Source organism: Streptomyces sp. NPDC005551, from assembly GCF_042871785.1.
GTDB lineage: Bacteria > Actinomycetota > Actinomycetes > Streptomycetales > Streptomycetaceae > Streptomyces.
This window is the reverse complement of record NZ_JBIAJE010000003.1, coordinates 405,375-426,409: the sequence shown is the minus strand read 5'-3', so window position 1 is coordinate 426,409 and position 21,035 is coordinate 405,375. Positions and strand designations below refer to the sequence as shown.

Sequence of the window (21,035 nt, the reverse complement as noted above, 5' to 3'; positions counted from 1 at the left end):
GCTTAACTGATCACCTGTCGGACGGTAAGCGCGAGGCTAAGGCGTCACGGGTTCCAGCCGCAGCCGCCGGGTCGGCCAGGGTGATGGCTCGGCCGGGCCGAACCAGACCCGGGCGTCCTCCCCGGTGCGGACGGGCAGACGGGGAAAATCGTTCTCGGCGTGCTCGGTGCGGTGCAGCGCATGGCCCGGACCCAGGTGCCGGGCGGCGTACGCATCGAAGGCGGCCGGGACGGTGGGGTGGCAGACGGTCGCGAACACTTCACCGGCGCCGGGCGGAGGTGTGAAGCCCGGGCCGCGCAGCAGCAAGACGTTGTCACTGTCGACCATGGTGGCGTTGGCCGCGTCGCGGTGCTCCCGCCAGACCGGGCCGGTGTAGAACGCCTCCAGCGCGCGCCGGCGGTGCGCCATGTCGGGGAAGGCGCGCAGCCAGACGAAGCGGTCCGGGTCGTCCAGGTCGCGGAAACGGCCTCCGACGGTGATGCCGACCGCCTGCTGACCGATCACGAACTCGCGCTCGAACAGCTCGATCAGTGTCTCCCGGGCTCCAGGATGCAGGGTGTACTGCCGGAGTTCGACGATGCTCATCCGCCGACCCGCCCCGTGCGGGTGAGATCCATGGTCCAGTTGAGCTCCCAGGAGCGGCCGTCGTCGACGGAGAACTCCTGCTCCCAGCGGGCAGCGTCCGGGCCGAGGCGGTACCAGGCGAAGTGCACTCGGATCGGCCGGCCGTTGTAGGTGTCCTCTCCGTGGAAATCGCCGCGGTCACCAGTGAAGCCGCCGACCACCGGCGGATCCAGTCGGCCCGTCCGGCTGTCGGACCAGCGGATCGACCAGCGCTCCGTCTGCCGGTCGAACAGCCGCAGGGTCACGCCCTGACGGCCGAGGGTGGGAAAGGTGATCTCGTCAATGTTGCCAGCACCCCCGAAAAGCGGCCGGACCACCGCGTGACCGGGGAACTCCACCCAGGTGCCGGGGCCCGAGCCGAGTGGTGCGGCGAGACGGCGGTTGGCCGCGTCCCAGGAGCCGTGCAGGAAGTCGAAGTCGTCCATGCGCCGCAGGTTAGGGCCGATCTGCTGACATCCCCTGTCAGTGGATACTGAGCGGCATGCGTGCGAGTCGGCTGGTCACCCTGCTTCTGCTGCTCCAGAACCGGGGCCGGATGACGGCCCGGCAGCTGGCCGAGGAATTGGAGGTCTCCGTTCGGACCGTCTACCGGGACGTCGAGGCGCTCGGCGCCGCCGGTATTCCGCTTTACGGTGACGCCGGACACGCGGGCGGCTACCGGCTGGTCGACGGCTACCGGACCCGGCTCACCGGACTGACCGCGGACGAGGCGCAGGCCGCGTTCCTTGCCGCACTCCCCGGCGCCGCCGCCGAGCTCGGCCTCGGCGAGGCGCTCGCCACCGCCCGGCTCAAGCTGCGGGCCGCCCTTCCGGCGGAGCTGCGCGAGCACGCCGAGCGGATCCAGGAGCGCTTCCTGCTCGACGCCCCCGGCTGGTACGGCGACGCCGACTGTACGCCTCACCTGACCGCGGGCGCCGCCGCGGTGTGGGCCCGGCGGGCGGTGGTACTGCGGTACCGGCGCTGGCGGGCACCGGAGGAGATCGAGCGGCGGGTGGAGCCGTACGGGCTCGTGCTCAAGGCCGGCCGCTGGTACCTGGTCGCCGACGGACCATCCGGGATCCGCACCTACCGGGTCGACCAGATCCTCGAACTCCGGCCATTGGAAGACGAGTTCGCCATCCCGGACGGGTTCGACCTGATTAGGCATTGGAACAGCTATCTGGCCGACTTCCGAGCGCGACTACACACCGGGGAGGCCCTGGTACGGCTCACCCCGGAGGGCGCCCGCCGCCTCGGCGTCACATCCACCGGTGACGGATGGACGGAGGCCCGGGTGCCCATCGAGTCGATCGATCACGCCCACGGCGAGTTCCTGCGGCTGGGCACCGACGTCGAGGTCATGGCACCGGCTGAACTCCGCGACCGCATCGCCGAGACGGTACGGACCCTGGCCACCCGCTACGAAGGGTGGCCCTGGGCAGATGCTTCTCCCGGCCGGGGCACCGACCACCCGCACCCTCCGCCCTGCACCCGCACATGCGTGTAGGACCCTGTACGCATCTTCACCTGGAGTGCAGCTTTCTTGACGACGACAAGACTCTAGACCCGTCCCATCGACCCAGGTCAGCGGCACTCCTCACTTCTTTGATCACACGTCAGACGGCCACGCTCGTGAAAGCGCGAGGTTAGGAAGCCCATGCCCACGACGTCGAACCGGACACCGTGCGGACCATCCAACGAGACAGTGGACGGCACGGAGGCCGTCTGCTTTTGTCAAGCGAGGCTTGTTCCGTCGCGAAGCATGGTGAAGAGGGCGCTGATGCGGTGGTGCGCGAGGCGGAGGACGGCCTGGGTGTGGGTCTCGCCCCAGGCGCGGCAGCGGTCGTGGTAGGTGTGGGAGGCAGGACAGTCGGCGCCTACCACCTGGCCCTGCAGTGCATTGTCGACGCCCATGGATCCGACCCCTGCGACCTCGGGGGTCTACTCCAAGCCCATCACCTTCTTCGGCTTGATGGACGACGAATTGCGTCGGCTGGGCGTGAGTCCGGACCTGCTGCCTCAGGGCTATCTGTTGCCGAGCTGCCCCGTGAGCTGCCTTTCCATTTGAGCCGCCCCGTGGACGGCCCCGACATCGGCATGCTGCCCCTGGCCAATCTCCGCCTCCTGATTGACATGCTTCAGACGGAGCACGACGAATGGGACTTCAAACGGAAATTCGGCTGGTACACCCAAGACACGATCTTCTTCTCCACCGGGGGATGACGTGGGCGAGGGCGAGGGCGAGGGCGAGGCTGAGCGTCGACGCGGCACGTGGCCGGCCGGAATTTGCCCCGCCACGAAAGTCGGCGCCCCATCGGCCCGTGTGCCCACCGCCCCGGCGACGTCGTGAACCTCGACGACCGGTGCCCTGGGACGCCGCCCGGCCGGCGCGTGGTCAGTGCCGGGCGGGCAGGTCGTTCACCAGCACGGCAGCTCCGTCGAAGCGGCCGGCCTTGAGGTCCTGAAGGGCCTCCTGCGCACGCGAGAGCGGGTACGCGTGCGTGGTGGCCTCGACGCCGTACCGCGCGGCCAGGGTGAGGAACTCGCGCCCGTCCGCGCGCGTGCTGGACGTGACGCTGCGCAACTCCTTCTCGTAGAACAGCTCCTCCTCGTAGTGCAGCGGCGGGATGTCGCTCAGATGGATCCCCGCCACCGCCAGGACACCGCCGCGGTCGAGCGCGCGCAGCGCGACCGGGACCAGGTCCCCCGCCGGTGCGAAGAGGATCGCGCTGTCCAGGGGTTCCGGAGGAGCGTCGTAGGTGTCACGCGCCGAGGCCGCCCCCAGTTCGAGCGCGAGCCGGCGCGAGGCCGCGTCACGCGTCAGGACGTGCACGGTGGCGCCCTGGGCGAGCGCCACCTGGGCACACAGGTGGGCGCTGCCCCCGAAGCCGTACAGCCCCAGGCGGCCGCCCGGCGGGAGCGACGCGCGCAGCAGCGCGCGGTGCCCGATGATGCCCGCGCACAGCAGCGGCGCGAGGGCGACGTCGTCGACGTCCCGGGGCAGGCGATGGGCGAAGCCGGCAGGAACGGTCGTGTACTCGGCGTAGCCGCCGTCGGCGTCCCACCCGGTGTACGTGGAAGCGGGGCACAGGTTCTCCGCCCCGCGGGCGCAGTGCACGCAGGTGCCGTCGGTGGAGCGCAGCCAGGCCACGCCGACCCGGTCGCCCTTCGCGAACCCGCTCACGGCCGACCCGGTCGCCGCCACCACGCCGACCACCTCGTGCCCCGGTGTCACCCCGGGCCGGCGGACCGGCAGGTCGCCCTCGCTGACATGCAGGTCGGTCCGGCACACCCCGCAGGCGCGGACGTGCACGAGGAGCTCGTCGTCCCCGGGCACCGGGACCGGCTTCTCGACGAAGCGCAACGGCTCCTGCTCGATCGGCCCGGGCCGGGCCACCTCCCACGCGTGCATCATCCGTGTTCCGTCCCGTCGGTGAACGCCTCCGGCATCTCCCGTGCTGTGCCCAGTCTCGTGCAGGTCGCCGCGCTCGGCGCGCGGCACTGGCCCGGGCTGGCTAGCGTGAGGAACGAAACCAACCGGCGAAGAGAAGAAGGTCGACGTCATGGCCGTGCAACCCGAAGGAACACCGTGCTGGGCCGACGCGATGTTCGGCGATGTCGAAACGGCCAAGAGTTTCTACGGTGACGTACTCGGCTGGACGTTCGGCGAGTCGTCGACCGAGTACGGCAACTACACGCAGGCGTACGCGGACGGCAAGGCGGTGGCCGCCGTCGTGCCGCCGATGCCCGGCCAGGACGGCCAGTCCGCCTGGTGCCTGTACCTCGCCTCACCGGATGCCGCGGCCACCGCGCAGAAGATCCGTGACAACGGCGGCGAGGTGCTGATGGGGCCGATGCAGGTCGGCGACTTCGGCACCATGGTGCTGGCCCGTGATCCGGGCGGTGTCGTCTTCGGAGTGTGGCAGGGCGGCGTCCACGAGGGCTTCGAGGCGACCGCGGTACCGGGCGCGTACTGCTGGGCCGAGGTGTTCACCCGCGAGCCGGAGAAGTCGGACGCGTTCTTCCCGGCCGTCTTCCCCTACCGGGCCCAGCAGGTGGCGGACGAGCACATGGACTTCCGGATCTACCGGCTGGGCGAGGGCCCGGTGCTGGGCCGGATGCGGATGACGGACGACTTCCCGCCGGAGGTGCCTCCGTACATCAACGTGTACTTCACCGTCGAGGACTGCGACGCGGCGGTGGCGAAGGCGACCGACCGGGGCGGAGTACTGCGCTTCGGGCCCATGGACAGTCCGTTCGGCCGCTTCGCCGCGCTGAGCGACCCCCAGGGCGCGTCCTTCACCGTGATCGACATCAGCACGACGCAGGGCGAGATGCCCGAACTCACCGACGTCTCGTGAACGGCTGAACGGCTGAACGGCGGGCCGGGCACCCGACTCCCCTTCGGCCCGGACAATCGCCCGGCACGCCGGATCCCAGCTCCGAGGTCGCCCTCGCGATCGGCATGCCGCTGCCGGGCGTCGGCCGTCAGATCGGTGTGCTGTGTGACAGGGGACTGGTGGCCGGCCACCGCGACGGCACGTACGTCCTGCACTCGGCGACGCCGCTGGGCAGCGACTGATCACCGGGAGCGACGGCGGGGCGACCGGCCCCGGCCCCTTGGCGGGTGTCGGCCCGTGGCATGATCGGGGACATGCTTGAACGCGTTGTGGCGGCCTGTGACGGGGCGTCGAAGGGAAACCCCGGACCCGCCGGCTGGGCCTGGGTGGTCGCCGACGACACGGAGACCCCCGCCCGCTGGGAGGCCGGCCCGCTGGGCACGGCCACCAACAACGTCGCCGAACTCACCGCGCTCGAACGGCTGTTGACGGCGGTTGCGCCGGACGTCCCGCTGGAGATCCGGATGGACTCCCAGTACGCGATGAAGGCCGTGACGACCTGGCTTCCCGGCTGGAAGCGCAAGGGCTGGAAGACGGCCGCGGGCAAGCCCGTCGCCAACCAGGAACTGGTCGCCCGGATCGACGAGCTGCTCGACGGCCGCTCGGTCGAGTTCCGCTACGTGCCGGCCCACCAGGTGGACGGCGACCGCCTGAACGACTTCGCGGACCGCGCCGCGAGCCGGGCGGCCGTCGCCCAGGAACCCGCGGGCAGTGACCTCGGGTCCCCGGAGCCGCCCCCGTCGCCGGACACACCGGCGTCGGGCACGCAGCGCCGCCCCGCGGGCAAGTCCGCCCGTTCGGGTGCCACGGGCTCCCGTACGGGCGGTCCGGCGCGGACGATCAAGGCGAAGTTCCCCGGCCGCTGTGTCTGCGGACGCTCCTACGCGGCGGGGGAGCCCATCGCGAAGAACGCGCAGGGCTGGGGTCACCCGGAGTGCCGTACGGCCGCGGCCGACGCCTGAGTACGTCGTACGCACCAGTTCAGGGCGGCACCGCCGGCCGCGCTGGGGATGCGGCTCGGGCGACGGTGCCGCGTCGGCCTGCTCGGTGACGAACCCCCTCGTGCCGTTCACGCGCTCGCGGGGAACGCGGTCCCGGGGGTCAGGCGGTGTCGAAGGTGTAGTGCGCCGTGTGGTCCAGCAGTTCGGCCGGACGCACGTCGTTCCACGGCTTCATCGTCTCGTTCAGGTCGACCACGTTCGGCGTCGCGCCGACGGGGAGATAGCCGGAACCGGGGTGCAGGCGCTGCCAGTCGGCCCACAGCTTGTCGATGTAGGCGTGGTGCAGCCAGAAGACCGGGTCGTTGGGGGAGACGCCGGTCGCCATCTGGCCCCCCACCCAGACATGGACCCGGTTGTGGAGGTTGACGCCCCGCCAGCCCTCGAGGTGGTTGCGGAAACCGTCGGCGGAACTGTTCCACGGGGCCATGTCGTACGTCGCCATGGAGAGCACCGAGTCGACCTCGGCCCGCGTCGGCAGTTCCCTCGTGCCGCCGCCGAGGGCGCGCCGCAGGTAAGTGCGGCTGTCCACGCGTATGTTGATCGGCCAGTTGCCTGCGGACGCGGCGAAGGGACCGTCCGTCACCCGGCCGTCCAGGCTGCGGCCGGTGCCGCCGAGGAAGTCGGGAGCCCACAGCGAGGAGCGGGGCGAGCGGTCCGTGCTCCAGTCCCAGTACGGCAGCGCGACGCCGGCGTCGACGGACTGCAGCGCCCGCTCGAACTCCAGGAGGAATCTGCGGTGCCAGGGCAGGAACGAGGGTGAACGGTGCCCCGTCCGCTCGCCGTTGTCCGTGTCCCCGAGGACGAAGGCGTTGTGCGTCGTGACGAACGCGTCGTAGCGTCCACTGCGCTTCAGCTGGAGGACGGCGTCGACGAAGCGCCGCTTCTCGTCGGCGGTCAGGACGGCCTGGTTCTTGCGTACGGTCATGTGCGGGTCTTTTCCGGTCTGTTCGCGGTGCGGGTCAGTGGGCGGCGGGGCCGAGCGGGACGAGTGGTGCCCCCTGGAGTTCCACCACGGCGGCGCGGGCGGCGGCGCGCGGCGTGGGCACGGGGTCGTAGTGGCTGACGACGCTGATCCAGCTGCCGTCCGCGTTCTGCATCACGTGCAGTTCCACCCCGTCGACGAACACTCCGTACGCCGAGCCGTGATGGTGTCCGCCGCCGGTCGGGCGGCCCTGTATGCGGCGGCCCCGGTAGACCTCGTCGAACGCTTCCGGTCCGGAGGGGCGTCCGGCGGCCGCGGACGCGGTGGGCGCGGTGACGGTCTGTGATCCGGCCGCCGCGGCGAAGGCGGCCGCGGCGCCGATGGCACGGCGGCGGGTGAGTTCAGGCATGCGAAGTCCTCCTGGAACGGCTCTCTGTGCTGACCCGGCATGCTTATCGGTCTGTCGGAGAGCGGAAGAAATCGCTGCGACCCGGTTGGCTGTGATCCGGACAATTAACCAAATGTCGTGCAAGTTTGAACGAAGATGATCTTGCTGTGGCGGGTGCCCGGGAAGACCGGAAAGGAGAATTCCTCCCGAGGGTGTCCCGTACCGCGATGATCTTGCGGAGGCGGGGGGTGTGCAGTGGCGTGGATCACTCGCGCAGACTGGCGGGAAACGGGGTCCGGGCGGGCCGGCCGGCGGAGCGCCGTGCCTTTCCGACCGGTCCTCGTGCGCCTCGGGTCCGGCTCAGGCAGGCAGGGGTGTGCCGCAGCGGTTGCAGTAGCGGGCGTCGCTCTCCGTCGCCATGCGTCCGCACTCGGCGCAGACCTGCTGGAGCAGGCAGGCGGGCTCACCGCCCGCGGGCGCCGGGGCGGCCCCCGGGGGCGGCGCGGGGCGGCCGGACCGGGGCGGCCGGATGGTGAGGCAGTACATGCCGGTGTCTCCCGCGTGCGCGCGGGCTTCCGTGCCGCGGGGAAGCCAGGCGGCGGTGTGCGCCGCCAGTTCCTCCCGGCCGCTCGGTGATCGCACGTACCCCTGGCCGTCCAGTACGACCAGAAGCGCTTCGGAGTCGTCCGGGAACTCGACCGGCGCGCCCGGCGGGAGCCGGACGGCCGCGACCTCCAGATCCGACTCCGGGGCGTCCAGTCGCCAGACGGTGCACCGTCGTTCGGCGGCAGCGCGGGACAGGTCGTCGAGTGCGGCCAGGACGGGGATGGCGGGCGAACGCATGGTGATGCCTCCGGGTGTGGGCTGCGGGCGAGGGCGCGATCGTACGCCTGGGCGGGGAGATGCGATCGTCCCCGGCGGCAGCGGCAGCGGCAGCGGCAGCGGCAGCGGCAGCGGCGGCGGGCGGAGGCGCGGAGGCATCGGCGGGAGGCGGACGCATCGGCGGCGGGCGGAGGCGCCGTGCCGGAAAGTGGTGGGCGCCCGCACGTCTGATCTCGTTCGCCGGGCGCCGGGCCGTCGGCTCCGCGCTGCTACTCTTCGTGGTCAATTGACCGCAGTTGCGTAACCACAAGGGGGGTGCGCGTGAAGATCACGTGCGTCGGTGGCGGACCCGCGAGCCTGTATTTCGCGATCCTGATGAAGCGCCAGGACCCGTCCCACGACATCACCGTCCACGAGCGGAATCCGGCCGGATCGACGTACGGCTGGGGTGTGACCTACTGGGGCGGCCTGCTGGAGAAACTGCGCGAGGGGGACCCGGAGTCGGCGCTCGCCGTCGCCGACGGATCGGTGCGCTGGAGCGACGGTGTCGCCCACGTCGGCGACCGGACGACGGTGCACCACGGCGACGAGGGGTTCGGCATCGGCCGGCACCGGCTGCTCGACCTCCTCGCCCGACGGGCCTCGTCACTGGGAGTGCGGATCGAGTTCGAGCACGAGATCGCGGCCGGCGACCGGGTCCCGGACGCCGACCTGGTGGTCGCCGGGGACGGCGTCAACAGCGGACTGCGCACCCGGCACGCCGGTCACTTCGGCAGCGACATCACACTCGGGCGCAACCGCTACATCTGGCTCGGCACCTCCAAGGTCTTCGACGCCTTCACGTTCGCCTTCGTCGAGACGGCGCACGGCTGGATCTGGTGCTACGCCTACGGGTTCAGCGGGGACCGCAGCACCTGCGTCGTCGAGTGCTCCCCGGAGACCTGGACCGGCCTCGGTCTCGACCGGGCGAGTGAGGCGGACGGCCTTGCGCTGCTGGAGAAACTCTTCGCCGACCTGCTGGACGGACACGGGCTGATCGGCCGGGCGCAGCCCGACGGCAGCGCCCAGTGGCTCAACTTCCGCACGCTCACCAACCGGACGTGGTACCGCGACAACCTCGTCCTGCTCGGCGACGCCGCCCACACCACCCACTACTCCATCGGCGCCGGCACCACCCTGGCCCTGGAGGACGCGATGTCCCTGGCGAACGCCCTGGGCGCCCGCACGGACCTGCCGACCGCCCTCGCCCGGTACGAACGGGAGCGCAGGTCCGCTCTCCTGCCGGTCCAGAGCGCGGCCCGGCACAGCGCCCAGTGGTACGAGAACCTGCCGCGCTACATCGGCCTCCCGCCCGCGCAGATGTTCGCTCTGCTGGGCCAGCGGCACTCCCCGCTGCTCCCGTACGTCCCGCCGCAGCTCTACTACCGGCTCGACCGGGCGGCCGGCCAGTCGGAGGCCCTGCGCCGGCTGAAGCGCTGGCTCGGACCCCGGCTGGCACGCACGGTGCAGGCCCGCTCCGGCCGCTGACCGCCCGACGGGGCCGGCCGTCCCGGGGGCGGGCCTCCCGCCGCGGTGGGCACCCTAGTTCACGCCCTGCGGGCGGAACTGGACGCTGATGCGGGGGCCGGTGGCGCGCGCCGTCTTCGGGACGGCGTGTTCCCACGTGCGCTGGCAGGAGCCGCCCATCACGATCAGATCGCCGTGCCCGAGGGGGTAGCGGAGGGTCTCGCCGCCGTCGCGGGGGCGCAGTGCCAGGTCGCGTGCCGCACCCACGGACAGGATGGCGACCATCGTGTCCTCGCGGGCGCCCCGTCCGATGCGGTCGCCGTGCCACGCCACGCTGTCGCGGCCGTCGCGGTAGTAGCAGAGCCCGGCCGTGGCGAACGGCTCGCCGAGTTCGGTGGCGTACCGGGCGCCGAGTGCGTCGCGTGCCTCGTCGAGGACGGGGTGCGGGAGCGGGGCGCCGGCCCGGTAGTAGCAGAGCAGCCGGGGTACGGCGACGACCTGCTCGTACATCTGCCGGCGCTCGGCGCGCCAGGGGACATCGGCGGCGAGCTGTTCGAACAGCGCGTCCGCGCCGCGGAGCCAGCCGGGCAGCAGATCGATCCAGGCCCCGTCGCCGAGCTCGGTCCGGCGCAGTCCGCCGAGGGAGTTCAGGCCCACGTCGTCGGTCTGGTCGAACAGTGAGCCCTGGAGGTGCATGGACATATCTGCAGGATACCTCGCTATTCGAAAATGTGTTCAATATGGCGAGCGGATCGGAAGAGTGGCCTCCGTGAGGCAACCTCGCGAGCGCCGCCGCCGTCTTGATCGGCAACGGGCCGGTGGCCCGCGACGGTGGACCAGGGGTGTTCCGGGCTGGCGTCCGGGTCAGTATGCGCTCGATGTATACACATGGTGTATAGATGCGAGTGCGCCGGTGCGCGGACGAAGCGAGGTGCTGGTTCCGCGCGCGTCTGTCCGTCCCGTCACGTCCCAGACCGGCCGTCGGGCACCAGTCGGCCCCACTGACGGCAGACCGAAAGGCACGCATGTACGACAAGGCCTTCGCCCCGGAATACCAGGGCGCTTTGACCACCCTGTCGGTGAACTCCTCACTGACCGACGTCCTGGCGGCGGGCACCGAGCAGCTGCGCGCCGCCGAACGCACCGGAGCACGGCGTGAGGCGGCACGCTCCGGACTGGCGGTCGCCGAGGCGCACCGCAGGCTCGGCCAGGTGACGGACGCCGACCGGGCGTGGAAGGCGAGCTACCGGACCGCCCGCGAGGCCGGGGACACCGGTGCCATGGCGTGGGCGCTGTGGAGCGGCGGCACCCTGGCCCGGCAGCGCGGCGCGTTCCCTCTCGCCCGGCGCCTGCTGCGGCTGGCCGCAGACCTGGGCGGGTCGGCCGGGGACGTGGTGGTCCGCGGTTACTCCCTCGCCGGCCTGGCCGAGACCGGACGGATCCAGGGTGACTACGAGGCGGTGGCCGCCCTGCACGAGCAGCTCCTGGCCGAGGCCCGCAAGCGCGGCGAGGCCCGCCACACCGTGTGGGCCCTGGAAGGCATCGCCCAGATGCACCGCAACACCGGCTCGCTGGACACCGCGTACGCGATGTTCAAGGAAGCCGCCGAGATCGCCGCGGGCGCCGAGGACCGGCGTGGCCACGCCTGGGCGCTGCGCGGACTGGCCGACATCGTCTCCGCGCGCGATGGGGACACGCGCCGCGCGCTGGAACTGCTCACCGAGGCCGAGCTCTCGTGCCGACAGATGAACCTGGTCAGCGCGCTCGCCTACAACCACAAGATGCGCGGCAACGTCCTCTACCGGGCCGGGCGTCACGCGGAGGCCCGGGACGTCTACGCGCAGGCGCTCGCCGAGTTCGAGGGGATGAGTGAACCCCGCGGCCGGGCGCTGGCCCTGCTGGGGCTGGTCAAGTCCCGGGCCCGGCTGGGACGGGACCGCGCCGCCACGGCCGCGGACCTGGCCGAGCTGACCCGTGTATTCGAGCACATAGGCCTGCGACACGGTCGCACGATGATCGACCGAGCTCGCGCGGAACTGGGGCTCACCGAGCCGCCGTCGGCCGGGACGGCGCCCTCCGCAAGCACCGGGTGCGCGGTGGGTGCGGTCCCCGCCCAGCGCGGAGGCGGCGACGCGGTCCCCGCCCCGGCGGACGGCGGCGGCGTCCCCGCCCCGGCGGACGACACAGACGAAGCGGAGGCCGGCGTCGTCGTCCCGGACCCGGCGGACGGCGGCGACGGGGACGGGGACCGCCGTCCGCAAGGCGGTACGGACAGCGTCGCGCACGCCGAGACGGAGGCCCGCCCGTGACGGCCCTGACCACACCCCCGTACGCCGGGAAACGGACGGCGCCCGCCGACGCCTCGCACCTCCTGCACCGCTGCCGTGAACTGGTCGCCCCGGCGCTCGCGGCGGCGGTCGGCACCCTGCACCCGTGGATCGGCGAGATGGCGCGCTACGCGCTGGGCCGCCCCGGCGCCGGCGGTGCGGCCGCCCCGCGCCCGGGCAAGGGAGTACGGCAGGCACTGGCCGTCCTCGGAGCCGAGGCGGCCGGAGCGCCCGCCGGGACCGGCGTCCCGGCCGCGGTCTGTGTCGAACTCGTGCACACCTTCTCGCTGTTGCACGACGACATCATGGACGGAGACCCGATGCGCCGGGGCCACCCCGCGGTGTGGAAGGCGTACGGCACCGGGGCGGCCGTCCTCGCGGGCGACGCCCTCTTCGCCCTGGCCGTCGAGACCCTGACGGCCGCCCCCGCACCGGCCGGCCCCTCGGCCGCGGATCCACGCGACACCGGGCCGCCGTCCGCGCACGTCCCGGCGGCCGTACGGCACCTGACCGCCGCCCTGAACGACCTCGTCCACGGCCAGGCGGACGACCTGCTGTTCGCCCGACGCCCCTGGGAAGGGCCCGAGGCGGTCAGCACAGGGGAGTACGAGACCATGGCCGAACGCAAGACGGGTGCCCTGCTCGGCTGCGCGCTGGCACTGGGGGCCCAACTCGCCGGGGCGCACAGGGAAACGGTGACGGCGCTCGACCGCGCCGGCCGGCACCTGGGCGTGGCCTTCCAGATCGTCGACGACCTGCTGGACATCTGGGGCGACCCGGCGGTCACCGGCAAGCCCGTCCACGGCGACCTCCGGCAGGGGAAGAAGACCTTTCCGGTGCTCGCCGCCCTGAACGCGCCGGGCCGCGGCGAACTGGCCCGGCTGCTCACCGCGCCCACCGCCCTCGACGACTCCGCCGTACACCGGTCGGCACTCCTGATCGAGCGGTGCGGTGGCCGCGCGGCGGCGCTGACGGAGGCCCGGAGTCATCTCGCGGCGGCCGACGCACTCCTGGAGTCGGCCCCGCTCGCGCCGCGCCCGCGCGCGGAGTTGCGGACCCTGCTGTCCGCTCTCACCGACCGCACGCTCTGACGTCCGCCGTGCCCCCGGCGCCCGAGGGCCGGGGGCACCCGGATCAGTGCTGCTGCGCCTTCTGCGGCGTCACCTCACTGGGCCGCACGACGACGACACCGTCACCCTCCAGCTTCAGCTGCACCGCTTCGCCCGAGCCGCCCCGGATCATGGACCCGAACGACTGCGACCGGTGCAGCGACGTGGTCAGATGCGCGCTCCAGCCGACCACCGCGTCGGTGTCCACGTACACCGGCTGCTGCGGCGACACCGGGATGACCAGCGGGTTGCCCTCGCAGATCAGCCCCAGCCTGCCCTGCCCGGTGAACACACTGTTGAACAGGCCGCCGCCGGAGATGCCCGCACCCTTCACGGTCTTTATCTCGTACGACAGCGAGGCGTCGAAGCAGAGCACGTTGCGCCCGTTGACCGTGAACACGTCGCCCGGCTCGACGTCCACGATGAAGCAGTTCTGCGCCTCGTGCGCGAACCAGGCCTCGCCCTGTCCGCGCACCGACATCAGCGCCAGCCCCTCACCGGTGACCGCCCGCTTGAGCATGCCGCCCACGCCCTGGCCCTTGCGCTCGAACTGCAGCGCCCCACGCCAGGCGATCATCGCCCCCTGCCGCGCGAACATCTCACCGTTGACGGCGTACTTGATGGATTTGGCGTTCTGCACGGTCATGCCCGGCGCTACGGCCGGCCGCACCATGTGCTCACTGGAAAAGAGGTCACCCTTCATGCGGGTCATCTTGTCCCGGAGCCATCGGTTCCGCCAAGATCGCTCAGCGTCCGGGACCAACTGCCCGCCAGGGTCCCGCTCCCGAGGCGGCCGCGCGGTTGCTTCCGTACGCTGGGCATGGAGGCCCACATGACAGTTCGCCGTATCGGCCTGGTCGTCCACGGAGGCCGCCGGGAAGCCGTGGACGCCGCCGACCGTGTCCGCGCCTGGTGCGCCGAGCACGCCGTGCAGTGCACGGACATCGACGTGTGGAACGACGGCGGCCGGCACAGCGCCCACGAGGAGAACGAGGCGGCCGGCAACCCCGATCTCGTCGTCACCCTCGGCGGTGACGGCACCTTCCTGCGCGGAGCCCGCCTGGCCGCCGACAACGACGCGCTGGTCCTCGGCATCGACCTCGGACGGGTGGGATTCCTGACGGAGGTGTCGGCCACGGCGGTGCGCTCGGCGCTGGACGCGGTGCGCGAGGACCGCCTGACCGTCGAGGAGCGCATGCTGCTCACACTGCGCGCCTCCCGCCCGCTGGAGGTGCCGGCAGACATGGCCGCACTGATGCGCTACGGCCGCGGGCCGCTCCTGCCGCCGCCCCGTGTGCGCACCGACTGCGAGACCGGTGACGAATGGGGGGTGGCCCTGAACGTCACCGCCCTGAACGACATCGTCCTGGAGAAGCTGTCACGGGACCGGCAGGTGTCCGCCGGCGTCTACCTCGCCGGGAGGCTCCTCGCGTCCTACTCCGCCGACGCGCTCCTGGTCGCCACGCCCACCGGGTCCACCGCCTACAGCTTCGCCGCCGGTGGTCCTGTCGTCTCTCCCCGTGCGGACGCGCTGGTGTTCACCCCGGTCGCCCCGCACATGACCTTCAACCGGTCGGTCGTGGCCGCGCCCGACGAACCCGTCGCCCTGCGCCTGCTGGAGCGTTCCGGGCAGGCCGCCGTCAGCATCGACGGCCAGGTGCGCGGCGTTCTCGAACCGGGCGACTGGATCGGCGTCTACGCCTCTCCCCGGCGGCTGCGGGCCGTCCGGCTGGGGCCGACCGACTTCTACGGCCGGCTGCGTGAGCGGATGAACCTCACCGACGCCCCGGCCGCCGTCGCGGACGGGGACGCCGCCCCGCTGTGGCCGCAGACCTCCCCGCCGCCGCCGGACCTCGCCCACCTGGCCATGCCGCCCAGGCCCGCCCCGCCCGCCTGACGCTTCGACCGGACGCGGCGGGGGATTCCTCCGGCAGACAGGTGCGCCCGGCGGACGGGGGACCCCGCAAAGAGACGTCCGGGCCGGCGATGGTGCGTGCCGGCCCGGACGTCAGGTGTGCGCTCAGACGAGGTCGAACCGGTCCAGGTTCATGACCTTGTCCCACGCCGCGACGAAGTCCTTCACGAACTTCTCCTTCGCGTCGTCGCTCGCGTAGACCTCCGCGAGGGCGCGGAGCTCGGAGTTCGAGCCGAAGACGAGGTCGGCGCGGCTGCCGGCCCACTTGAGCTCGCCCGTGGCGATGTCGCGTCCCTCGAAGGCCGTCTGGTCCTCGGAGGTCGCCTTCCACGTCGTGCCCAGGTCGAGCAGGTTGACGAAGAAGTCGTTCGTCAGCACGCCGGGGGTGGTGGTGAGGACGCCGAGCTGCGACTGCTGGTGGTTCGCGCCGAGGACGCGGAGACCGCCGACCAGGACGGTCAGCTCCGGGGCGCTCAGGGTCAGCAGGTTCGCCCGGTCGAGGAGCAGGAACTCGGCCGGCAGCCTGCTGCCCTTGCCGAGGTAGTTGCGGAACCCGTCGGCCGTCGGCTCGAGCGCGGCGAACGACTCCACGTCGGTCTGCTCCTGCGATGCGTCCACACGGCCCGGCGTGAACGGGACCTGGATCTCGAAGCCGGCCTCCTCGGCGGCGCGCTCGACGGCCGCGGCGCCCGCGAGCACGATGAGGTCGGCGAGGGAGATCCGCTTGCCGCTCACCTGGGCGGCGTTGAAGGATTCCTGGATGCCCTCCAGGGTCCGCAGCACGCCCGCCAGCTGGTCCGGGTCGTTGACCTCCCAGCCGTTCTGCGGCTGGAGGCGGATGCGCGCGCCGTTGGCGCCGCCGCGCTTGTCGCTGCCGCGGAAGGACGAGGCCGAGGCCCACGCGGTGGACACGAGCTGGGACACGGTCAGGCCGGAGCCGAGGACCTGCTCCTTGAGCGCGGCGACGTCCGCGGCGTCGACGAGTTCGTGTGTGAGGGCGGGCAGCGGGTCCTGCCACGACAGCACCTCGTCCGGGACCTCCGGGCCGAGGTAGCGCACGACGGGGCCCATGTCACGGTGGGTCAGCTTGAACCAGGCGCGGGCGAAGGCGTCCGCGAACTCGTCCGGATTCTCGAGGAAGCGGCGCGAGATCTGCTCGTAGGCCGGGTCGAAGCGGAGCGCGAGGTCGGTCGTCAGCATCGTCGGCGCCAGGCGCTTCGACGCGTCGTGGGCGTGCGGGATGGTGCCCGCGCCCGCACCGTCCTTCGCCACCCACTGGTGCGCGCCGGCGGGGCTCTTCGTCAGCTCCCACTCGAAGCCGAACAGGTTCTGGAAGAAGCCGTTGCTCCACTGCGTGGGCGTGCCGGTCCAGGTGACCTCGAGGCCGCTGGTGATCGTGTCGGCGCCCTTGCCGGTGCCGAACGTGTTGTTCCAGCCGAAGCCCTGCTCCTCCATCGAGGCGGCCTCGGGGTCGGCGCCGACGTGGTCCGACGGGCCCGCGCCATGGGTCTTGCCGAAGGTGTGGCCGCCCGCGATCAGGGCGACGGTCTCCTCGTCGTTCATCGCCATCCGGCGGAACGTCTCGCGGATGTCGCGGGCCGCGGCCAGCGGGTCCGGGTTGCCGTTCGGGCCCTCCGGGTTGACGTAGATGAGGCCCATCTGGACCGCGCCGAGAGGGCTCTCCAGCTCGCGGTCACCGGTGTAGCGCTCGTCGCCGAGCCAGGTGGTCTCCGGGCCCCAGTACACGTCCTCGTCGGGCTCCCAGACGTCCGCGCGGCCGCCGGCGAAGCCGAAGGTCTCGAAGCCCATCGTCTCCAGGGCGACATTGCCGGTCAGGATCAGGAGGTCGGCCCAGGACAGGCTCTGCCCGTACTTCTTCTTGACCGGCCACAGCAGACGGCGGGCCTTGTCGAGGTTCACGTTGTCCGGCCAGCTGTTGAGCGGGGCGAAGCGCTGCTGGCCGGCCCCCGCGCCGCCGCGGCCGTCACTGATCCGGTAGGTGCCGGCGCTGTGCCACGCCATGCGGACCATGAGCGGGCCGTAGTGGCCGAAGTCCGCGGGCCACCAGTCCTGCGAGGTCGTGAGCACCTCGGCGATGTCCTGCTTCACCGCCGCCAGGTCCAGGGACGTGAAGGCAGCGGCATAGTCGAAGTCCTCGCCGAGGGGGTTCGCCACGGCGGGGTTCTTGGCGAGGATCTTCAGGTTGAGCCGCTCCGGCCACCACTGGCGGTTGCCGCCGCCCTGGGTCGGGTGCGGGGCGCGCCCGTGTGCGACCGGGCAGCCACCGCCGTCCTCCGTCTTCGGGTCCGTGACGATTGCATCGTGATTCTCAGACATGGGAATCCTTCCGACCAGGCGGATCGCGGTGCTCAAGAACTGCGGGGGGCGGAACAGTTGAGGCACGGGGCCCGTACTGGGTCTTCCTGTCCCTTGGCTATCGCCGGAACTGATCCTACAATGGACAGAGTCCAAGTCAATAAGGATGCCAAATCCACAGAGAATCAGAACCCGGACGTCCGCCTCCGTACACGCACATCCCACCCAACCCGAAGAGGTGACCGATATGAGCGACCTGCTGGAGCGACTGCGCGGGCGTGGCTGGCGGATGACCTCCCAGCGGCGTGTCGTTGCGGAGGTCCTCGACGGCGACCACGTGCACCTCACGGCCGACGAGGTGCACGCCCGCGCGGTCCGGCGGCTGCCCGAGATCTCCCGGGCCACGGTCTACAACGCCCTGGGAGAACTGGTCTCCCTCGGTGAGGTCGTCGAGGTCTCCACCGACGGCCGTGCCAAGCGCTACGACCCCAACGCGCGTCATCCGCACCACCACTTGGTGTGCTCGGGCTGTGGCACCATCCGCGACGTCCACCCGACCGGCAGCCCGCTGGCCGACCTCCCGGAGGCGGAGCGGTTCGGCTTCACGGTGTCCGAGGTCGCGGTCACCTACCGCGGGCTGTGTCCCTCCTGCGCCTGACGCGGCGAAGGGAAACAACCGCTCTGGGCGGGTGCCGTGCTGACGTCGTGCCGGCTCAGCCGCCCCCGTCCGTGAGGTGTTCCACGCCGAACGGCTCGAAGGCGACGCGTGTCATCGAGCCGTCCTCCGCCCACCGCACCTCGACGGCGTCCGCGCCCGCGACCACGTCGCCAACCACTCCGGCGGAGGAGGCGGGAGAGGCGGGAGACGCGGGAGAGCCGGGAGAGGCGGGTTCGGGTTCGCCGGTGAGCGTCGCCAGGCACGCGTACACCGCCGTGCCCGCGGCCTCGGCCGTGAGCCGTGGGACCCGGGCCCACGCCGTGAAGGCCGTGCCCCGAGGCGCCCGCACCTCGTCCCGGCCGCTCCAGCCGTGCAGGGGAAGCAGCACGGAACGCAGCGGCTCCTCGGGGCCGGTCGCCCAGCCCGTCTGCTCGACGACCGCACCGGGCGGGGCGCCCACGACGCGGTGCACCCGCAGCTCGTGACAGCCGCGGACCACGGTGACGCTCTCCACCCGCAGTCCGGGAACCATCGGCGGACCGGCGGTGAACACCGGCCGGTGCCAGGAGGCCGCCCAGCCCCAGCCGTTGCCGCCGCCCGCGCCCATCGGCTGTATCCGGCGCCGCACACTGCGCGCCCCACCGACGACCAGGCCCAGGTGGTTGTCCGCGACGTTCCCGGCGGCCGTCGGGCCGGTACGGGTGGAGTACGCCTGCCGGCCGTAGAGCGGATCGTCCTCGGCGGCCGACTCGCCCTCGTGCGGGCGGACATGGTCGCTGCCGTGGTTGTGCAGCCGGACGATGCCGTCGGCACGCGTGCTCTGCACCAGGAGTCCCGGCGCCGGCAGCGCCAGCACCCGGTCGGACCGCTCGCTGGGCGCCGCCTCCTCACGGGCCGTCCACAGCGGGTGGTCGGCGGGCGCGAGGAGTCCGACGAACGCCTTGGACGCCCAGTAGGGGGAGGCGGGGCCCGAGTAGCGCTGGAGCGTCGCCGCGTGCGGACCGTGCCAGCCCGCGCTGAGCAGGCCGTTCTCGTCCACGGCGCCGCGGACAAGGAAGTACCGCAGGGCCCCGCTCATCAGCCTTCGGGATGTGCCGGGCGTCAGCGGGGTGTGGCCCGTGACGGCGCCGAGCGCCACCGCGGAACCCGCCGCGAAACGGTAGGTGAGCGAGCGGCCGAAGTGCACCGGCGCCCCGTCGGCTCCGAACAGCAGGGAGAAGCTCTCCAGATGCTCGCGCAGCCTGGCACCGTACGCGGTGGTCCCCGCCCCGGCGAGGTGCGCGTCGAGCACCGGATACAGGTGCAGGGCCCAGCCGTTGTAGTGGTCGAAGGCCCGGCCGTCGCCGTCGGCGTACCAGCCCTGGCCCCGGTACCAGCCCTCCAGAAGACCGAGCGCCCGCTCCCGCACGCCGGCCGTCCGCGCGTCACCGCGGCCGACCGACTCCAGGAACCCGGCCACCGTGTACGGGAAGAGGTACCAGTTGTTGGGCGCCGGTACGTGCCGCAGGGCGCCGCGCAGCCACTCCTCGGCCCGGTCCTGCACGTCCGCGTCGAGCCGGTCCCACAGCCACGGCCGGGTCAGGCGCAGGCCGAGCGCCACCGACGCGGACTCCACCATCGGCTGGCCCTGCACATGGTGGTCCAGGATCAGCGGCCACGACTCGGCGTCGTCGCGGCCGGGTGTGCGGGTGCCCGCGGCGAGCCCCTCGGCGTACCGGCCGAGCCAGCCGTGCGGGTCCTCGCCCGCGGCGCCCGCGACGCGGAAGGCGGCGGCGAGGAACGTCCGCGCGTACCCCTCCAGGCCGTCGGAGCGGACACCGGAGACCGATGGACGGCCCGGCAGGCCGAGCAGGGCCCCGCGCGGGGTGGCCCAGCGCCAGGCGGCGCGCAGCAGCAGGTCGGCGGCCGTCTCCCAGTGGGCGCGGGAGTAACCGGTGACGGGACTCGACTCGCGGTCGTCGGCGGGAAGTCCGGGCATGGTCATGCGAGGTAGGCCAGCCTTTCGTGTCGTACGGGATGGGCGAAGCCGTCTCCCGCGGACCACCGGGCGACCTCGCCGACGGCGAGCTCCGCCAGGCGCTCCCATTCGTTGCCCTGGGATCCGGCGAGGTGAGGGGTGATCAGGGCGTTGTCGCAGTCCCACAGGGGGTGGTCCGGGGGCAGGACCTCGGGGTCGGTGACGTCGAGGACCGCCCGGATCCGGCCCCCGGTGACCGCCTCGGTGAGGGCGTCCTGGTCGACCACCGCGCCGCGGGCCGTGTTGACGAGGACGGCGTCCGGCCGCATCGCCGCGATGAGCCGCCGGCCGACCAGCCCCCGGGTGACGGGAAGCAGGGGGGTGTGGACACTGACGACGTCGCACCGGGCGAACAGCTCGTCGAGTTCCACGGCCTCCACACCGAGCGCGGCGGCCTCCCCGGCGGTGACGTAGGGGTCGTGCAGCAGCACCCGCAGATCGTGCGGACGCAGCAGTTCGATGACCCGGCGTCCGATCAGGGAGGCGGACAGGATGCCCACCGTGCGGCGGAAGTTGCCGACGTCCCGCGGGGTGTCGAGCCAGTCGTCGCGGTGGCGCGCCGCGCGGTAGTCCCGGGCCCGTTCGAGGGTGCGCTTGCCGGTGAGGAGGATCATGGCGACCGTGTACTCCGCCACGGGCAGGGCGTTGGCCGCGGCGGCGGAGGACACCGCGATGCCCCGGTCCCAGCAGGCCCTGGTGACATGGTGGCGGACGGACCCGGCGGAGTGGACCACGGCCCGCAGCCGGGGGGCGCCGTCCAGTACGGACGCGTCCAGGACGGGACAGCCCCAGCCGGTGACCAGGACCTCCACGTCCCGCAGGACGGCGCGGGCCCGTTCGGTGCCGAAGTCGTGCAGGGCGGGCGGCGGTTCGAGGTCGCAGACCCGCCCGAGTGCCTCGACGGCCTCGGGGGTGAACACGGCCGCCGCCGCGTCCGTCCCCATCGCGAGAGCGGTCCGCGGAAGGGTACGGCCGCCTGAGGAGGTGTGCATGGTGCTCCCGTTGTGCATGGTGTTCCCGTTGTGCGTGCGTTGCCTGCGTGAGGTGCGTG

19 protein-coding genes and 2 pseudogenes are annotated in these 21,035 nt (G+C 72.4%); 9 read left to right on the top strand and 12 right to left on the bottom strand.

Going from position 1 to position 21,035, the window contains the following annotated elements; genetic code table 11:
* Positions 1 to 36: 36 nt before the first annotated feature.
* Together ACFYP4_RS10195 and ACFYP4_RS10190 are read right to left on the bottom strand one after the other, a co-directional pair.
* Entirely contained in the window at positions 37 to 585 is a 549-nt protein-coding gene (locus tag ACFYP4_RS10195; protein ID WP_388784500.1) for an NIPSNAP family protein, read from the bottom strand.
* Entirely contained in the window at positions 582 to 1,049 is a 468-nt protein-coding gene (locus ACFYP4_RS10190) for a hypothetical protein (protein ID WP_388784497.1), read from the bottom strand. The genes ACFYP4_RS10195 and ACFYP4_RS10190 overlap by 4 nt, the downstream gene beginning before the upstream one ends.
* Before the next feature lie 56 nt (positions 1,050 to 1,105).
* Here ACFYP4_RS10190 and ACFYP4_RS10185 point away from each other — a divergent pair, with 56 nt between their 5' ends.
* Positions 1,106 to 2,110, top strand: a complete 1,005-nt coding sequence (locus ACFYP4_RS10185) for a helix-turn-helix transcriptional regulator (protein WP_388784494.1) — start codon at positions 1,106 to 1,108, stop codon at positions 2,108 to 2,110.
* A 227-nt stretch (positions 2,111 to 2,337) separates the two neighbouring features.
* Here the strand turns inward: ACFYP4_RS10185 and ACFYP4_RS10180 are convergent.
* A pseudogene (locus ACFYP4_RS10180) lies at positions 2,338 to 2,469 on the bottom strand (IS110 family transposase); the annotation flags it as partial.
* Between the two features lie 210 nt (positions 2,470 to 2,679).
* On the opposite strand from ACFYP4_RS10180, the gene ACFYP4_RS10175 reads away from it, so the two are divergent.
* Complete coding sequence (locus tag ACFYP4_RS10175) at positions 2,680 to 2,826, top strand: hypothetical protein (protein WP_358853356.1); 147 nt, start codon at positions 2,680 to 2,682, stop codon at positions 2,824 to 2,826.
* A 172-nt stretch (positions 2,827 to 2,998) separates the two neighbouring features.
* Here the strand turns inward: ACFYP4_RS10175 and ACFYP4_RS10170 are convergent, their stop codons facing one another.
* On the bottom strand, positions 2,999 to 4,015 hold the full coding sequence (locus ACFYP4_RS10170; protein ID WP_358853396.1) for a zinc-binding alcohol dehydrogenase family protein: 1,017 nt from the start codon (positions 4,013 to 4,015) through the stop codon (positions 2,999 to 3,001).
* 151 nt (positions 4,016 to 4,166) lie between these two features.
* Here ACFYP4_RS10170 and ACFYP4_RS10165 point away from each other — a divergent pair, with 151 nt between their 5' ends.
* Both ACFYP4_RS10165 and ACFYP4_RS10160 read left to right on the top strand, forming a co-directional pair.
* Entirely contained in the window at positions 4,167 to 4,964 is a 798-nt protein-coding gene (locus tag ACFYP4_RS10165) for a VOC family protein (protein WP_358853357.1), read from the top strand.
* A gap of 281 nt (positions 4,965 to 5,245) precedes the next feature.
* The gene (locus ACFYP4_RS10160) at positions 5,246 to 5,965 is read left to right on the top strand and encodes a ribonuclease H (RefSeq protein ID WP_358853358.1); all 720 of its coding nucleotides are present in this window, start codon (positions 5,246 to 5,248) and stop codon (positions 5,963 to 5,965) included.
* 139 nt (positions 5,966 to 6,104) lie between these two features.
* On the opposite strand, the gene ACFYP4_RS10155 is transcribed toward ACFYP4_RS10160, so the two are convergent.
* The 3 genes from ACFYP4_RS10155 to ACFYP4_RS10145 form a co-directional block, all read right to left on the bottom strand.
* A complete protein-coding gene (locus ACFYP4_RS10155) occupies positions 6,105 to 6,929 on the bottom strand; it encodes a tyrosinase family protein (RefSeq protein WP_358853359.1) in 825 nt (274 codons plus the stop codon).
* A gap of 34 nt (positions 6,930 to 6,963) precedes the next feature.
* Complete coding sequence (locus ACFYP4_RS10150; RefSeq protein WP_358853360.1) at positions 6,964 to 7,335, bottom strand: tyrosinase cofactor; 372 nt, start codon at positions 7,333 to 7,335, stop codon at positions 6,964 to 6,966.
* Positions 7,336 to 7,674: 339 nt separating this feature from the next.
* A complete protein-coding gene (locus ACFYP4_RS10145) occupies positions 7,675 to 8,157 on the bottom strand; it encodes a hypothetical protein (RefSeq protein ID WP_358853361.1) in 483 nt (160 codons plus the stop codon).
* 300 nt (positions 8,158 to 8,457) lie between these two features.
* On the opposite strand from ACFYP4_RS10145, the gene ACFYP4_RS10140 reads away from it, so the two are divergent.
* The gene (locus ACFYP4_RS10140) at positions 8,458 to 9,663 is read left to right on the top strand and encodes an FAD-dependent monooxygenase (protein ID WP_358853362.1); all 1,206 of its coding nucleotides are present in this window, start codon (positions 8,458 to 8,460) and stop codon (positions 9,661 to 9,663) included.
* A 54-nt stretch (positions 9,664 to 9,717) separates the two neighbouring features.
* On the opposite strand, the gene ACFYP4_RS10135 is transcribed toward ACFYP4_RS10140, so the two are convergent.
* Positions 9,718 to 10,344 carry an alpha-ketoglutarate-dependent dioxygenase AlkB gene (locus ACFYP4_RS10135; RefSeq protein ID WP_358853363.1) on the bottom strand — a complete coding sequence of 209 codons (627 nt, stop codon included), beginning with the start codon at positions 10,342 to 10,344 and terminating at the stop codon, positions 9,718 to 9,720.
* Positions 10,345 to 10,667: 323 nt separating this feature from the next.
* Between ACFYP4_RS10135 and ACFYP4_RS10130 the strand changes: the two are divergent.
* Positions 10,668 to 11,693: pseudogene (locus ACFYP4_RS10130) on the top strand (tetratricopeptide repeat protein); the annotation flags it as partial.
* 263 nt (positions 11,694 to 11,956) lie between these two features.
* Positions 11,957 to 13,060: a polyprenyl synthetase family protein gene (locus tag ACFYP4_RS10125; protein ID WP_358853397.1), complete on the top strand. Its 1,104-nt coding sequence runs from the start codon at positions 11,957 to 11,959 to the stop codon at positions 13,058 to 13,060.
* 43 nt (positions 13,061 to 13,103) lie between these two features.
* Here the strand turns inward: ACFYP4_RS10125 and ACFYP4_RS10120 are convergent, their stop codons facing one another.
* Positions 13,104 to 13,781, bottom strand: a complete 678-nt coding sequence (locus tag ACFYP4_RS10120) for an AIM24 family protein (RefSeq protein ID WP_358853364.1) — start codon at positions 13,779 to 13,781, stop codon at positions 13,104 to 13,106.
* Positions 13,782 to 13,910: 129 nt separating this feature from the next.
* On the opposite strand from ACFYP4_RS10120, the gene ACFYP4_RS10115 reads away from it, so the two are divergent.
* The gene (locus tag ACFYP4_RS10115; RefSeq protein ID WP_358853365.1) at positions 13,911 to 14,975 is read left to right on the top strand and encodes an NAD(+)/NADH kinase; all 1,065 of its coding nucleotides are present in this window, start codon (positions 13,911 to 13,913) and stop codon (positions 14,973 to 14,975) included.
* 123 nt (positions 14,976 to 15,098) lie between these two features.
* On the opposite strand, the gene katG is transcribed toward ACFYP4_RS10115, so the two are convergent.
* Entirely contained in the window at positions 15,099 to 17,330 is a 2,232-nt protein-coding gene (gene katG / locus ACFYP4_RS10110) for a catalase/peroxidase HPI (RefSeq protein ID WP_358853366.1), read from the bottom strand.
* Positions 17,331 to 17,556: 226 nt separating this feature from the next.
* Here katG and ACFYP4_RS10105 point away from each other — a divergent pair, with 226 nt between their 5' ends.
* Entirely contained in the window at positions 17,557 to 17,967 is a 411-nt protein-coding gene (locus tag ACFYP4_RS10105) for a Fur family transcriptional regulator (RefSeq protein ID WP_358853367.1), read from the top strand.
* 55 nt (positions 17,968 to 18,022) lie between these two features.
* Here ACFYP4_RS10105 and ACFYP4_RS10100 read toward each other — a convergent pair whose 3' ends face one another.
* Positions 18,023 to 19,951 carry a DUF2264 domain-containing protein gene (locus ACFYP4_RS10100; RefSeq protein WP_388784485.1) on the bottom strand — a complete coding sequence of 643 codons (1,929 nt, stop codon included), beginning with the start codon at positions 19,949 to 19,951 and terminating at the stop codon, positions 18,023 to 18,025.
* Positions 19,948 to 20,976 carry a hydroxyacid dehydrogenase gene (locus ACFYP4_RS10095; protein WP_358853369.1) on the bottom strand — a complete coding sequence of 343 codons (1,029 nt, stop codon included), beginning with the start codon at positions 20,974 to 20,976 and terminating at the stop codon, positions 19,948 to 19,950. The genes ACFYP4_RS10100 and ACFYP4_RS10095 overlap by 4 nt, the downstream gene beginning before the upstream one ends.
* Between the last annotated feature and the right edge of the window lie 59 nt (positions 20,977 to 21,035).

What these genes read in the sequence shown, in the direction of transcription:
- ACFYP4_RS10155 (WP_358853359.1), bottom strand. Translation starts at nt 6,929, where the DNA reads ATGACCGTACGCAAGAACCAGGCCGTCCTGACCGCCGACGAGAAGCGG.
- ACFYP4_RS10115 (WP_358853365.1), top strand. Translation starts at nt 13,911, where the DNA reads ATGACAGTTCGCCGTATCGGCCTGGTCGTCCACGGAGGCCGCCGGGAA.
- ACFYP4_RS10185 (WP_388784494.1), top strand. Translation starts at nt 1,106, where the DNA reads ATGCGTGCGAGTCGGCTGGTCACCCTGCTTCTGCTGCTCCAGAACCGG.
- ACFYP4_RS10165 (WP_358853357.1), top strand. Translation starts at nt 4,167, where the DNA reads ATGGCCGTGCAACCCGAAGGAACACCGTGCTGGGCCGACGCGATGTTC.
- ACFYP4_RS10135 (WP_358853363.1), bottom strand. Translation starts at nt 10,344, where the DNA reads ATGTCCATGCACCTCCAGGGCTCACTGTTCGACCAGACCGACGACGTG.
- katG (WP_358853366.1), bottom strand. Translation starts at nt 17,330, where the DNA reads ATGTCTGAGAATCACGATGCAATCGTCACGGACCCGAAGACGGAGGAC.
- ACFYP4_RS10170 (WP_358853396.1), bottom strand. Translation starts at nt 4,015, where the DNA reads ATGCACGCGTGGGAGGTGGCCCGGCCCGGGCCGATCGAGCAGGAGCCG.
- ACFYP4_RS10150 (WP_358853360.1), bottom strand. Translation starts at nt 7,335, where the DNA reads ATGCCTGAACTCACCCGCCGCCGTGCCATCGGCGCCGCGGCCGCCTTC.
- ACFYP4_RS10190 (WP_388784497.1), bottom strand. Translation starts at nt 1,049, where the DNA reads ATGGACGACTTCGACTTCCTGCACGGCTCCTGGGACGCGGCCAACCGC.
- ACFYP4_RS10120 (WP_358853364.1), bottom strand. Translation starts at nt 13,781, where the DNA reads ATGAAGGGTGACCTCTTTTCCAGTGAGCACATGGTGCGGCCGGCCGTA.
- ACFYP4_RS10160 (WP_358853358.1), top strand. Translation starts at nt 5,246, where the DNA reads ATGATCGGGGACATGCTTGAACGCGTTGTGGCGGCCTGTGACGGGGCG.
- ACFYP4_RS10100 (WP_388784485.1), bottom strand. Translation starts at nt 19,951, where the DNA reads ATGACCATGCCCGGACTTCCCGCCGACGACCGCGAGTCGAGTCCCGTC.
- ACFYP4_RS10095 (WP_358853369.1), bottom strand. Translation starts at nt 20,976, where the DNA reads ATGCACACCTCCTCAGGCGGCCGTACCCTTCCGCGGACCGCTCTCGCG.
- ACFYP4_RS10105 (WP_358853367.1), top strand. Translation starts at nt 17,557, where the DNA reads ATGAGCGACCTGCTGGAGCGACTGCGCGGGCGTGGCTGGCGGATGACC.
- ACFYP4_RS10145 (WP_358853361.1), bottom strand. Translation starts at nt 8,157, where the DNA reads ATGCGTTCGCCCGCCATCCCCGTCCTGGCCGCACTCGACGACCTGTCC.
- ACFYP4_RS10195 (WP_388784500.1), bottom strand. Translation starts at nt 585, where the DNA reads ATGAGCATCGTCGAACTCCGGCAGTACACCCTGCATCCTGGAGCCCGG.